Genomic DNA, 12759 nt, shown 5'->3' on the forward strand with positions numbered 1-12759 from the left:
AGACTGCCATGAAACCCCTCGATGGCGTCACCGTCGTCACCCTCGAACACGCGATCGCCGCGCCGTTCTGCACGCGCCAGCTGGCCGACCTCGGCGCGCGCGTGATCAAGGTCGAGCGGCCGGGCGTGGGCGACTTCGCGCGCGCCTACGACGACCGCGCGCGCGGCCTGGCCTCGCATTTCGTCTGGACCAACCGCTCCAAGGAAAGCCTCAGCCTGGACGTCAAGCACGAGGAAGCCGCGCGCATCCTCGAGCAGTTACTGGGCGGCGCCGACGTGCTGGTGCAGAACCTGGCGCCGGGCGCGGCGGCCCGCCTGGGGCTGTCGTACGAGGCCCTGAAGGAACGCTTCCCGCGCCTGATCGTCTGCGACATTTCGGGTTACGGCGCGGATGGTCCCTACCGCGACAAGAAGGCCTACGACCTGCTGATCCAGAGCGAGTCCGGCTTCCTCTCGATTACCGGTTCGCCCGACGAGCCGGCCAAGGCCGGCTGTTCGATCGCCGACATCGCGGCCGGCATGTACGCCTATACGAACATCCTGGCGGCCCTGATCGCGCGCGGCCGCACCGGGCAGGGCTGCCGGATCGACGTCTCCATGCTCGAGGCGATGGCCGAGTGGATGAGCTATCCGCTGTATTACGCGATCGACGGCGCCAGCCCGCCGCCGCGCGCGGGCGCCGCCCATGCGACCATTTATCCCTACGGACCGTTCCCAGCCGGCGACGGCAAGACCGTCATGCTGGGACTGCAGAACGAGCGCGAGTGGGAGCAGTTCTGCGCCCGGGTGCTGGAGCAGCCTGCGCTGGCAAAGGACCCGCGCTTTGCCTCGAATGCCGCCCGCACCGCCGCGCGCGCCGAGCTGCGCGCCATCATCGTCGAGACCTTCTCGCGCCTCACGGCGGAGCAGGTGATCGCACGTCTCGACGCCGCCCAGATCGCCAATGCGCACATGAACGACATGCACGACCTGTGGCGCCATCCGCAACTGCAGGCGCGTGGACGCTGGACCGAGGTCGACACCCCGGAGGGCAGGATACCGGCCCTGCTGCCGCCGGGCGTCACGGACGCGCAGGCCGTGCGCATGGATGGCGTGCCGGCGCTGGGCCAGCACACCGAGGCCATCCTCGCCGAACTCGGCTACGACGGCGCGGCGCTGCAGACCCTACGCGCGGCCGGCGCGATCTGACGTGAACGGACTGCCCATGACTACCTTGCTCCCCCGTTCCTACCTGTTCGTTCCGGCCAACCGGCCGGATCGCTTCGACAAGGCCTGCCAGGCCGGGGCCGATGCGGTGATCGTCGACCTCGAGGACGCGGTGCCCTGCGCCGACAAGTCCGCGGCGCGCGCGGCGCTGGCGGCCTGGCTGGCGCCCGCGCATCCGGTCTGCATCCGCATCAACGGCGCCGACACCGAATGGTTCGCCGAGGACCTCGCCCTGTGCTCCCTGCCCGGTGTGAGCGGCGTCGTCCTGTCGAAAGCGGAAGAGGCCGGGGACCTGGCGCGGCTGCATGCCGCCGCCGCGCCCGCCGCCGCGCTCCTGCCGCTGGTCGAGAGCGCAGCCGGCATCCGCAACCTGGACGCGCTGGCGCGCGCGCCGGGCGTGCAGCGCCTGCTGTTCGGATCGATCGATTTTCAGCTCGACATGGGTATTCGCGGCGAGCGCGAGGAATTGCTGTTCTTCCGCTCGCAGCTGGTGCTGGCATCGCGCCTGGCCGGCATCGGCGCGCCGGTCGACGGCGTCACGCCGGCCATCGACGACAGCGTGCGCCTGCGCGACGATGCCGGGCATGCGCGCCGGATGGGCTTTGGCGGCAAGCTCTGCATCCACCCGCGGCAACTGGACGCAGTTCATCGCTGCTTCAGTCCCGACGAGGAAGAGCTGGCCTGGGCGGCGCGCGTGGTGGAGGCGGCCGCGCGATCGGATGGGGCGGCGGTGGCGCTGGATGGGAAGATGATCGACCGGCCGCTCATCCTGCGCGCCCGCCAGATTCTGGACGAAGCGGCGGCCCGGCGCGGCTGCCCGAACAGCGACTGAGGGCAGGCGGGGCCGGACTCAGGCTCCCGCACGCTTGGGATCGTGTCCCTGTTTCCCGAGCACCTCCATCACCAGCTCGCAGTGGTCGCCCTGGATCTCGATCACCCCGTCCTTCACGGTCCCGCCCGAGCCGCAGGCCGTGCGCAGCTGCTTGCCCAGCACGGCCAGCGCCGCCGCATCGAGCGCGACCCCTTTTACCAGCGTGACCGTCTTGCCCCCGCGGCCCTTGGACTGGCGCGAGACGCGCACCACGCCGTCGCCAACGACGGCCGGCCTGGCCTTGCACGCGCATGCCGTCACCGGCTGCGCGCATGCGGGACACATGCGTCCGTGTTCGGTCGAATAGACGAGGCCACCTTTGGCGCTGCTTTTCATGTGCTTACTCTTGCGTACGGAGATCTTGAGACCCGCGAGTGTAGCAGCAGCTGCGCCGTCACGGCAGCTCCTCGTACATGCGCTCTTTCGACAGCATGACCTCGTTGTGCGCGCGTCCCGCTGGAATCATGGGGAAGCAGTTCTCGGCCTGCTCGACCGCGACGTCGAGCAGGAAGGGACCATCGGACGACAGGCACTCGCGCAGCGCCGCTTCGAGATCGGCGGCCTGCTCGACCCGGCGCGCGCGCCAGCCAAAGGCCCGCGCCAGCGCGACGAAGTCAGGCAGCGCTTCGGACCAGCTGTGGCTGTAGCGCCCGCCGTGATGCAGTTCCTGCCACTGGCGCACCATGCCCATGCAGCCGTTGTTCGACAAAATCAGCTTGACCGGGCAGCGGTGCTGGACGGCGGTGGCAAGCTCCTGGATGTTCATCAGGATCGACGCGTCGCCGCTGACGCAGGCCACCAGCCGGCCGGGATGCGCGACCTGGGCGCCGATCGCGGCGGGCAGGCCGTAGCCCATCGTGCCGGCGCCGCCCGAGGTCAGCCAGCGGCGCGGCCGGTCGAACGGGAGGTACTGGGCCGCCCACATCTGGTGCTGGCCGACGTCGGTGGAGACGATGGCATCCTTGCCCCGCAACTGCTCCGCGAGCGCATGCATCAGCATCTGCGGCGAAATGGCCGGCGCGCCGGACGCGAAGCCGAGACAATCCGCATCGCGCCAGCGCTGGATTGTGCGCCACCAGTCGCGCAGCGCGGCCGGGTCCAGCGCGTGCGCCTGCAGCTTCCTTTCCAGTTCGCCCAGGACCGCGCCGCAATCGCCGACCAGGCCCACGTCCGCCTGCACCAGTTTGTTGATCGAGTCCGGATCGATGTCGATGTGGACGATCTTCGCGTGCGGGCAGAACCCGTCGAGGCGCCCGGTGACGCGGTCGTCGAAGCGGGCGCCCACGCACACGACCAGGTCGGCGCCGTGCATCGCCAGGTTCGCTTCGAGGGTACCGTGCATGCCCAGCATGCCGAGCCAGCGCGGATCGGAAGCGGGAAAGGCGCCCAGGCCCATCAGCGTGAGCGTGCAGGGCGCGTCCTTCATCCGGACCAGGCGGGCGAAGGCGGCGCAGGCCTCGCTGCCGGCATTGACCAGGCCACCGCCGCCGTAGAAGACGGGCCGGCGGGCCGCGGCGATCAGGGCCGCGGCCTGCGCCAGTTGTGCGTCGGCGGCCTGCGCCGGGCGCTCGGCGGGCAGGAGCGAGGAGTTGGGTGAGGTCTCTGCCTGGACGGCGAATTCCCGCGCCTGGATGTTCTTCGGCATATCGACCAGCACCGGCCCCGGCCTGCCTTGCGTCGCCTGGCGGACCGCTTCGCGCACCGTGTTCGCGATCTCGCCATAGGTCCCGATCTGCGCATTCCACTTGGTCACGCTGCGCGAAATGCCGAGGGCGTCGCACTCCTGGAAGGCGTTGGTGCCGATCAGGTTGGTAGCGACCTGTCCACTGAGGCACAGCACGGGCACCGAATCGCACAGCGCGTCGAGCAATCCGGACACCGTGTTGGCGATGCCGGGGCCGGAGGTGACGAAGACGACGCCGAGGCGGCCGGTCGACCGCGCATAGCCTTCGGCCGCGTGCACTGCGGCCTGTTCGTGCCGCACCAGTACGTGGCGCAGGCGCGGTTCCTGGTGCAGGGCGTCGTAGAGCGGCAGCACGGCGCCGCCGGGGTAGCCGAACACGGTGTCGACGCCCGCGTCGATCAGGGTGCGCAGCAGCACCTGGGCGCCGCTCAGGGTGGTGCGCTGGCCGGGCGCAGGCAAGGGAAGGCCGGGTAGGGTGGGTAAACTGGTCATGCGGAAAGTTTATCGACCCGGGCGCGGAAAGTGCTTCATAATTTCAGCCTAATTTGGCCTGAGAGTGAAAATCTTATGGAAAATAGCGAGGAATTAGGAAAATCCTTCGACCGGCTCGATCTGGCGATCTTGCGCATCCTGCTGACTGACTCGCGCACGCCCCTGCAGGAAATCGGCAAGCAGGTCGGCTTGTCGACCACCTCGTGCTGGAACCGCATCAAGCGCATGACCGATAGCGGCGCCATCGCGGCCTATACGGTCAAGGTCGACCTGGCGCAGATCGGCTACCAGGATTCGGTCATCGTCCAGGTCACGCTGGGCAGCCACAGCCAGGAAACGCTCGACGCCTTCGGGCGCGCGCTGCAATCGATCCCCGAGGTGCTCGAAGCCTTCCTGATCTCGGGCGACTACGATTACTTCATCCGGATCGCGGTGAAGGACACGCGCGACTATGAGCGGCTCCTGCGCGAGAAGCTCTACATGATTCCCGGTATCCGGCACAGCAAGTCGAGTTTCGTCTTGCGCACATTGAAGAAGGAAGACACGCCGCTGACCAGCTGAGTTCGCAGGCTTTCCGGCCACCGTCAATGAATCGCTTGCGCCGCAAACTACTTTAGGCTTAAAGTATGTGCGCAGTGTAGCAAACAATTCACCTGGCTGGCCGGAGACCCCATGAACGGAACCGCGTACCTGGACACTTTTGCGAACGACAACCTGCCGCCGCGCGAGCAGTGGCCCGAGCTGCTGTTCGAGCTCGACGAATTGCAGTACCCCGCGCGCCTGAACTGCGCGCACGAACTGCTCGATGCGATGGTCGCGCAGGGCCATGGCGAGTCGATCGCCGTCCGTGGCGCCGGCGTCAGCTGGACCTATGCCGATCTGCTGGACAAGGTCGACCGCATCGCCGGCGTCCTGCAGAAGGAACTCAAGCTAGTGACCGGCAACCGCGTGCTGCTGCGCGGCGCGAACAACCCGATGATGGCGGCCTGCGTACTGGCGGTCTGGAAGGCGGGTTATGTCGCGGTGCCGACCATGCCGCTGCTGCGCGCGAAAGAGCTGAGCACCATCATCGGGCTGGCGCGGGTGGATGCGGTGCTGTGCGCCGCCGACCTGCGTGCGGAACTCGACCAGGCCTGCAGCGAAGCCGAAGTTCCGCCGCGCGTGCTCTCCTTTAACGACGGCGGCCCCGGTTCGCTCGACGCCCTGATGGCATCGATGCCTTCACACTTCGAGGCGGTCGACACGGCGGCTGAAGACGTGTGCCTGCTCAGCTTCACCTCCGGCACCACCGGCCGCCCCAAAGGCACCATGCACTTCCACCGCGACGTGCTGGCCGTTTGCGACTGCTTCCCGCGCTCGCTGCTCGCCACGCAAGCGGACGACGTCTTCATCGGTACGCCGCCGCTCGCCTTTACTTTCGGCCTGGGCGGGCTGCTGCTGTTCCCGCTGCGGCATGGCGCCTCGACCGTGCTGCTGGAGAAGCTCACGCCCGATGCGCTGCTGGCGGCGATCGCCCAATACCGCGCCACCGTCTGCTTCACCGCGCCGACCTTCTATCGCCAGATGGCGCCGCTGGCGAGTAAATACAACCTGTCCAGCCTGACGCGCAGCGTCTCGGCCGGCGAAGCGCTGCCATTGCAGACGCGCCAGGCCTGGCAGCAGGCCACTGGCCTCGCGATGATCGACGGGATCGGCTCGACCGAGATGCTGCACATCTTTATCTCCGCCGCGGGCGAGGACATCCGCCCCGGCGCCACCGGCCGCCCGATTCCCGGCTACCGCGCCTGCATCCTCGACGACGACGGCAAGCCTGTGGAAGCGGGCGTCGTCGGCCGGCTCGCCGTCAAGGGCCCGACCGGCTGCCGCTACCTGGCCGATCCGCGCCAGCTCGACTACATCTGCAATGGCTGGAACCTGACGGGCGACGCCTACCGGATGGACGAAGACGGCTATTACTGGTACCAGGCGCGCACCGACGACATGATCATCTCGGCCGGCTACAACATCGCCGGGCCGGAGGTCGAGGACGCGCTGATGCAGCACCCGGCGGTGGCCGAATGCGGCGTCGTGGGCGCGCCCGATGCCGAGCGCGGGCAGCTGGTGCTGGCCTATGTCGTGCTGCGGCCCGGCCATGAAGGCACCCCGGAGATGGCCAAGGCGCTGCAGGACCACGTCAAGCAGACCGTCGCCCCCTATAAATACCCGCGCAGGATCGAGTTCCGCGCCGCCTTGCCGCGCACCGACACGGGCAAGCTGCAGCGTTTCAAGCTGCGCCAGGAAGCAAAGCAACTCTCGGAGTAAGCCATGAACATCGTTTGCATTGGCGGCGGTCCCGCCGGCCTGTATTTCGCCCTGCTGATGAAGAAGCAGGACCCTTCCCACGAGATCACGGTCATCGAGCGCAATCGTCCCTATGACACCTTCGGCTGGGGCGTCGTCTTCTCCGACCAGACCCTGGGCAACCTGGTCGCGGCCGACGAGCAGACCGCACGCACCATCCTGCAATCCTTCAACCACTGGGACGACATCGACGTCCACTTCAAGGGCCGCACCGTCACCTCCGGCGGCCACGGCTTCTGCGGCATCGGCCGCAAGCGCCTGCTGAACATCCTGCAAGCGCGCTGCGAAGAGCTGGGTGTGCGCCTCGTGTTCGAGACCGACGTGTGCGACGACCAGGCGCTTGCACGCCAGTACGGCGCCGACCTGGTGATCGCCAGCGATGGCCTGAACAGCCGTGTGCGCACCCGCTACGTCGACACCTACCAGCCCGACATCGATACCCGCAACTGCCGCTTCGTCTGGCTCGGCACGAAGAAGAAGTTCGACGCCTTCACCTTCGCCTTCGAGAAGACGGAGCATGGCTGGTTCCAGGCCCACTGCTACCAGTACGACGGCGACACCTCGACCTTCATCGTCGAGACCCCGGAAGAGGTCTGGCGCAAATCCGGCCTGGAGGGCATGAGCCAGGAAGAGGGCATCGCCGTCTGCGAAAGGCTGTTCGCCAAGTATCTGGACGGCCACCCCCTGATGAGCAATGCCTCGCACCTGCGCGGCTCGGCCATGTGGATCAAGTTCCCGCGCATCGTCTGCCGCGAATGGGTGCACTGGAATACCATCGATGGCCGCCGCGTGCCCGTGGTGCTGATGGGGGACGCCGCCCACACTGCCCACTTCTCGATCGGCTCCGGCACCAAGCTGGCGCTGGAAGATGCGATCGAGCTGGCGCGCTGCTTCGAGCGTGATGGCGCGGCCGGCATCGAGAAGGTATTGGAGGATTACCAGGCCGTGCGCGCGGTCGAGGTGTTGAAGATCCAGAGCGCTGCGCGCAACTCGATGGAGTGGTTCGAGAACGTCGAACGCTATACCGCGATGGAAGCAGAGCAGTTCGCCTACTCGATGCTGACCCGCAGCCAGCGCCTGTCGCACGAGAACCTGCGCGTGCGCGACGCAGCCTATGTCGGCCAGTTCGAGGAATGGATCGCCAGCCGTGCCTTCGAGCAGGCTGGGATACCAGTACCGGCGAATGCCGGCAGCATTCCGCCGATGTTCACGCCCTTCCGCCTGCGCGGCACCCTGCTGAAGAACCGCATCGTCGTCTCGCCGATGGCCCAGTATTCGGCGGTGGATGGCGTCGCGGGCGACTACCACCTGGTGCACCTGGGCGCGCGGGCGCTGGGCGGCGCGGCGATGGTGTGCGCGGAGATGACCTGCGTCTCGGCCGACGCGCGCATCACGCCGGGCTGCCCCGGCATGTATACGCCCGAGCACACGGCCGCCTGGACCCGCATCGTCGACTTTGTCCACGCCAACAGCGACGCGAAGATCGCCCTGCAACTCGGCCACGCCGGCGCCAAGGGTTCCACCAAGCGTGCCTGGGACGGCACCGACCAGCCGCTCGACGACGGCAACTGGCCGCTGGTGTCGGCCTCGCCCCAGCAATACCTGGAAGGCGTATCGCAGGTGGCGCGCGAAGCCACGCGCGAAGACCTGGAGCGCATCAAGCTCGACTTCGTGCGCGCGACCGGCGAGGCCGCCAAGGCCGGTTTCGACTGGCTCGAGCTGCACTGCGCCCACGGCTACTTCCTTTCCAGCTTCATTTCGCCGCTGACCAACCAGCGCCAGGACGAATACGGCGGCAGCGTCGAAAACCGCTGCCGCTATCCGCTCGAAGTCTTCCACGCGATCCGCGCCGTCTGGCCGGAAGACCGGCCGATCAGTGTGCGCCTGTCGGCCCACGATTGGGTCGAAGGCGGCCTGACGCCCGACGACGCCGTCGAGGTTGCGCGCCTGTTCAAGGAGGCCGGCGCCGACATGATCGACGTCTCCTCGGGCCAGGTCAGCAAGAAGGAAAAGCCGGTGTATGGACGCATGTTCCAGACCCCGTTCGCGGACCGCATCCGCAACGAGGTCGGGATTCCGACCATCGCGGTGGGCGCCATCTTCGAGGCCGACCACGCCAACAGCATCATCGCCTCCGGCCGTGCCGACCTGTGCGCGATCGCGCGGCCGCACCTGGCCGACCCGGCCTGGACCCTGCACGAAGCGGCGAAGCTGGGCTATACGCCGGTGGCGTGGCCGAAGCAGTACTACGCCGGCAAGCTGCAGCTGGAGCGCAACCTGGAACGCGAACGCCAGCTGGCCGCCGCCAGCAGCGGCCTCACGCCGCAGCAGGTCGCGGCCAAGCTGCTGGAGGGCTGAGATGAAGGCAAATGACAGCCTGGCCGGGCGCCACGCCCTGGTCACCGGCGGTGGACGCGGCATCGGTGCCGCGATCGCGGGGGCCTTGCTGGAACAGGGCGCCCGCGTCACCATCACGGGCCGCAAGCGCGAGGCGCTGGCCGCTACCGTGGCCGACCTGTCCATGCTGGGCGAGATTGCGTCAGAGGCGATGGACGTCACCAGCGCGGAGTCGGTGGCGCAGGCCTTCGCCGCGGCCGAGGCGCGCTTCGGCCCGGTGAGCGTACTGGTAAATAATGCAGGGCAGGCCGCATCCGCGCCACTGCTGAAAACCGGCGAGGACGTCTGGAACCAGATGCTGGCCGTGAACTTGACCGGCACCTGGCACTGCATCCGCGCCGCGCTGCCCGCCATGCTCGAAGCGCGCTGGGGCCGCATCGTGAACGTCGCCAGTACGGCGGGGCTGACGGGCTACGGCTACGTGTCGGCCTACTGCGCGGCCAAGCACGGCGTGGTCGGGCTGACCCGTTCGCTGGCGCTGGAAGTGGCGGCCAAGGGCGTGACCGTCAACGCGGTCTGCCCCGGCTACACCGAGACCGACATCGTGCGCGAGGCCGTGGCGAACATCGTCGCCAAGACCGGCCGCAGCGAAGAGCAGGCGCTGGCCGAACTTGCCTCCACCAATCCGCAGCGGCGGCTGGTGCAGCCGGACGAGGTAGCGAACGCCGTCGTCTGGCTCTGCATGCCGGGCGCAGGCGCGATGAATGGACAAGCAGTCGCCGTCGCCGGCGGCGAAGTCATGTAAAACGAGGAAGCAAGCATGCCACGAAAACACGCCGCATTGGCGGTCGCCACCACCGAAAACGACGAGGTGCTCGACGTCGAGAGCCGCCTGACGGACGACAATCACCAGTCCCTGAAACTCTGGCTGCGCATGCTCTCGTGTACGACCCTGATCGAGACCGAGATCCGGTCGCGCCTGCGCCTTGAATTCGGCATCACGCTGCCGCGCTTCGACCTGATGGCGCAGCTCGACCGCCATCCGGAGGGCCTGCGCATGGGCGAACTGTCGAAGCGCATGATGGTCACCAGCGCCAACGTCACCGGCATCGTCAACCTGCTCGAGCAGGAAGACCTGGTCGCGCGCGACGCGGTGCCGGGCGACGGCCGCGCCTACAGCGTGCGCCTGACGCCGGCCGGGCGCCGGAGTTTCAAACGCATGGCGGCGCGCCACGAAGCCTGGATCATCGAGCTGATGTCCGGCCTGCAGGAAGACGAACGTGCGGCGCTGATGGCGACGCTGTCCACATTGAAGCGGGGCTTGAGCGCCGCCGACTGACCAGAACACCAGGAGAAACCATGCGTTACCTACCAGGCGAACCGCAGCAACTGCCGGGCAACCGCGCCAGCTTTGGCGACCACCAGCCGCAGCACTTCCTGTTCGCACTCGAAGCCGGCGTGGCCACGATCACGCTGAACCGCCCCGAGCGCAAGAACCCGCTCACCTTCGACTCCTACGCCGAGCTGCGCGACCTGTTCCGCGCACTGGCCTATGCCGACGACGTCAAGGCGATCGTCGTCACCGGCGCCGGCGAGAACTTCTGTTCCGGCGGCGACGTCCACGACATCATCGGCCCGCTCACCAAGCTCGACATGCCGGGCCTGCTGGCTTTTACCCGCATGACGGGCGACCTGGTGAAAGCGATGCGCGCCTGCCCGCAGCCGATCGTCGCCGCCATCGACGGCGTCTGCGCCGGCGCGGGCGCGATCCTGGCGCTGTCCTCGGATATCCGCTACGGCACCGCGCGCAGCAAGACGGCCTTCCTGTTCACCCGCGTCGGCCTGGCCGGCTGCGACATGGGCGCCTGCGCGCTGCTGCCGCGCGTGATCGGCCAGGGCCGCGCCGCCGAACTGCTTTATACGGGACGCAGCCTCGGTGGCGAGGAGGCCGAGCGCTGGGGCTTCTTCAACCGCCTGTGCGCGCCCGAAAGCGTGCTGGCGGATGCGCAGGCTTTCGCCGCCTCGCTGGCGAGCGGCCCGACCTTCGCCCACGGCATGACCAAGAAGATGCTGCAGCAGGAATGGAACATGGGCGTGGACGAAGCGATCGAAGCCGAAGCCCAGGCCCAGGCCATCTGCATGGCCACCAACGACTTCCATCGCGCCTACCACGCGTTCGTGGCGAAGGAAAAACCCCAATTCGAAGGGAACTGAGCATGGCCGATCTTGAATACCTGAACTGGCCCTTCCTCGAAGGCCGCCACCGCGAACTGGCGCAGAGCCTGGACGCCTGGGCCGCGCAGCACATCCCGCAGCATCACGACCACGACGTCGACGCCGCCTGCCGCGCGCTCGTCAAACAGCTGGGTCAGGCAGGCTGGCTGAAGCACGCGATCGGCGGCACGGCCTACGGCGGCGCCAGCGATGCCATCGACACGCGCGCCGTCTGCCTGATCCGCGAAACCCTGGCGCGCCACTCGGGCTTGGCCGACTTCGCCTTCGCCATGCAGGGCCTGGGCAGCGGCGCCATTACCCTGTACGGCAGCGAGGAGAACAAGCGTGAGTACTTGACGCGCGTCGGCCGCGGCGAAGCCATTTCCGCGTTTGCGCTGTCCGAGCCGGACGCCGGCTCCGACGTGGCCGCCATGGCCTGCGCCGCCACGCTCGACGGCGACCACTATGTGCTGAACGGCGAAAAGACATGGATCTCGAACGGCGGCATTGCCGACGTGTACGTCGTCTTCGCCCGCACCGGTGAGGCGCCCGGCGCGCGCGGCATCTCGGCCTTCATCGTCGACGCCGGCCTGCCGGGATTCGAGATCGCCGAGCGCATCGACGTCATCGCCCCGCACCCGCTGGCGCGCCTGCGCTTTACGAATTGCCGCGTCCCGGTCTCGAAGCGCCTGGGCGAAGCGGGGCAGGGCTTCAAGGTCGCGATGGCGACCCTCGACATCTTCCGCACCTCGGTCGCCGCCGCCGCACTGGGCTTCGCCCGCCGCGCGCTGGACGAGGCGCTGGCCCGCACTACCAGCCGCAAGATGTTCGGCAAGACCCTGGCCGACTTCCAGCTGACCCAGGCCAAGCTGGCGCAGATGGCGACCGGCATCGACGCCGCCGCCTTGCTGACCTACCGCGCCGCCTGGCAGCGCGACCAGGGGCGCCGCGTAACGAAAGAGGCCGCGATGGCCAAGCTGACCGCGACCGAAACGGCGCAGCAGGTGATCGACGCCGCGGTGCAGATGTTCGGCGGCCTGGGCGTCGTGAGCGAACAGCCGGTCGAGCGCCTGTACCGCGAGATCCGCTCGCTGCGCATCTACGAGGGCGCGACCGAGGTGCAGCAGCTGATCATCGCGCGCGAGCTGCTGGCGGAGGCGGTGCCGCGTGGCTGACGAGCGCATCTTCGCGCGCGAGGTGCTGGTGCGCTTTGGCGACTGCGATCCGGCGGGTATCGTTTTCTATCCGCGCTACTTCGAGATGTTCAACAACCTGGTCGAGGACTGGTGCGCACAGGGCCTGGGCGCCAGCTTCCGCGAGCTGCACCAGGAGCGGGGACTCGGCGTGCCGACCGTGAGCATCCAGACCGAGTTCGTCGCGACCAGCCGGCTGGGCGACGTGCTGCGCGCCGAGCTGTCGGTCCTGAAGATCGGCGGCGCATCGATCACGCTGGCGATCCGCCTGGTGGGCGAAGACGGCGCCGATCGCGTGCGCGCGACGCTCGTACTGGTGCTGATGGAATTGACGACAAAGCGGGCCGCGCGCATTCCCGACGCCATGCGTTCGCGTATCGCCGCCTATGCACCCGCAGAACAATCTGACCAAGAAAGGTAACC

12 protein-coding genes are annotated in these 12759 nt (G+C 68.1%); 10 read left to right on the top strand and 2 right to left on the bottom strand.

All coding sequences use genetic code 11. From position 1 onward, the window contains the following. The first annotated feature begins 8 nt into the window (after positions 1-8). The gene (locus tag C2862_RS05595; protein WP_136219125.1) at positions 9-1187 is read left to right on the top strand and encodes a CaiB/BaiF CoA-transferase family protein; all 1179 of its coding nucleotides are present in this window, start codon (positions 9-11) and stop codon (positions 1185-1187) included. A 16-nt stretch (positions 1188-1203) separates the two neighbouring features. Next, entirely contained in the window at positions 1204-2037 is an 834-nt protein-coding gene (locus C2862_RS05600) for a CoA ester lyase (protein WP_136219126.1), read from the top strand. A gap of 18 nt (positions 2038-2055) precedes the next feature. Here the strand turns inward: C2862_RS05600 and C2862_RS05605 are convergent, their stop codons facing one another. Further along, positions 2056-2412 carry a translation initiation factor Sui1 gene (locus C2862_RS05605; protein WP_136219127.1) on the bottom strand — a complete coding sequence of 119 codons (357 nt, stop codon included), beginning with the start codon at positions 2410-2412 and terminating at the stop codon, positions 2056-2058. A 58-nt stretch (positions 2413-2470) separates the two neighbouring features. After that, positions 2471-4252, bottom strand: a complete 1782-nt coding sequence (ilvB, locus tag C2862_RS05610) for a biosynthetic-type acetolactate synthase large subunit (protein WP_136219128.1) — start codon at positions 4250-4252, stop codon at positions 2471-2473. A 75-nt stretch (positions 4253-4327) separates the two neighbouring features. Between ilvB and C2862_RS05615 the strand changes: the two genes are divergently transcribed. The 8 genes from C2862_RS05615 (at position 4328) to C2862_RS05650 (ending at position 12757) form a co-directional block, all read left to right on the top strand. Continuing rightward, positions 4328-4813: an Lrp/AsnC family transcriptional regulator gene (locus C2862_RS05615; protein ID WP_136219129.1), complete on the top strand. Its 486-nt coding sequence runs from the start codon at positions 4328-4330 to the stop codon at positions 4811-4813. Positions 4814-4924: 111 nt separating this feature from the next. Then, the gene (locus C2862_RS05620) at positions 4925-6553 is read left to right on the top strand and encodes an AMP-binding protein (RefSeq protein ID WP_136219130.1); all 1629 of its coding nucleotides are present in this window, start codon (positions 4925-4927) and stop codon (positions 6551-6553) included. A 3-nt stretch (positions 6554-6556) separates the two neighbouring features. Next, positions 6557-8950 carry a bifunctional salicylyl-CoA 5-hydroxylase/oxidoreductase gene (locus C2862_RS05625; RefSeq protein WP_136219131.1) on the top strand — a complete coding sequence of 798 codons (2394 nt, stop codon included), beginning with the start codon at positions 6557-6559 and terminating at the stop codon, positions 8948-8950. Position 8951: 1 nt separating this feature from the next. Next, on the top strand, positions 8952-9734 hold the full coding sequence (locus tag C2862_RS05630; protein WP_136219132.1) for an SDR family NAD(P)-dependent oxidoreductase: 783 nt from the start codon (positions 8952-8954) through the stop codon (positions 9732-9734). Between the two features lie 15 nt (positions 9735-9749). Then, complete coding sequence (locus C2862_RS05635; protein ID WP_136219133.1) at positions 9750-10268, top strand: MarR family winged helix-turn-helix transcriptional regulator; 519 nt, start codon at positions 9750-9752, stop codon at positions 10266-10268. 20 nt (positions 10269-10288) lie between these two features. Further along, on the top strand, positions 10289-11143 hold the full coding sequence (locus C2862_RS05640) for an enoyl-CoA hydratase family protein (RefSeq protein ID WP_136219134.1): 855 nt from the start codon (positions 10289-10291) through the stop codon (positions 11141-11143). Positions 11144-11145: 2 nt separating this feature from the next. Continuing rightward, positions 11146-12318, top strand: a complete 1173-nt coding sequence (locus tag C2862_RS05645; protein WP_136219135.1) for an acyl-CoA dehydrogenase family protein — start codon at positions 11146-11148, stop codon at positions 12316-12318. Beyond that, on the top strand, positions 12311-12757 hold the full coding sequence (locus tag C2862_RS05650) for a thioesterase family protein (protein WP_136219136.1): 447 nt from the start codon (positions 12311-12313) through the stop codon (positions 12755-12757). The genes C2862_RS05645 and C2862_RS05650 overlap by 8 nt, the downstream gene beginning before the upstream one ends. Positions 12758-12759 lie beyond the last annotated feature (2 nt).

The sequence above is a fragment of the Massilia sp. Mn16-1_5 genome (assembly GCF_004798585.1).
In the GTDB taxonomy this organism is placed as follows: Bacteria; Pseudomonadota; Gammaproteobacteria; order Burkholderiales; family Burkholderiaceae_D; genus Telluria.

Coding starts and splice junctions, on each gene's coding strand:
- C2862_RS05595 (WP_136219125.1), top strand. CDS start 9: ATGAAACCCCTCGATGGCGTCACCGTCGTCACCCTCGAACACGCGATC.
- C2862_RS05600 (WP_136219126.1), top strand. CDS start 1,204: ATGACTACCTTGCTCCCCCGTTCCTACCTGTTCGTTCCGGCCAACCGG.
- C2862_RS05605 (WP_136219127.1), bottom strand. CDS start 2,412: ATGAAAAGCAGCGCCAAAGGTGGCCTCGTCTATTCGACCGAACACGGA.
- ilvB (WP_136219128.1), bottom strand. CDS start 4,252: ATGACCAGTTTACCCACCCTACCCGGCCTTCCCTTGCCTGCGCCCGGC.
- C2862_RS05615 (WP_136219129.1), top strand. CDS start 4,328: ATGGAAAATAGCGAGGAATTAGGAAAATCCTTCGACCGGCTCGATCTG.
- C2862_RS05620 (WP_136219130.1), top strand. CDS start 4,925: ATGAACGGAACCGCGTACCTGGACACTTTTGCGAACGACAACCTGCCG.
- C2862_RS05625 (WP_136219131.1), top strand. CDS start 6,557: ATGAACATCGTTTGCATTGGCGGCGGTCCCGCCGGCCTGTATTTCGCC.
- C2862_RS05630 (WP_136219132.1), top strand. CDS start 8,952: ATGAAGGCAAATGACAGCCTGGCCGGGCGCCACGCCCTGGTCACCGGC.
- C2862_RS05635 (WP_136219133.1), top strand. CDS start 9,750: ATGCCACGAAAACACGCCGCATTGGCGGTCGCCACCACCGAAAACGAC.
- C2862_RS05640 (WP_136219134.1), top strand. CDS start 10,289: ATGCGTTACCTACCAGGCGAACCGCAGCAACTGCCGGGCAACCGCGCC.
- C2862_RS05645 (WP_136219135.1), top strand. CDS start 11,146: ATGGCCGATCTTGAATACCTGAACTGGCCCTTCCTCGAAGGCCGCCAC.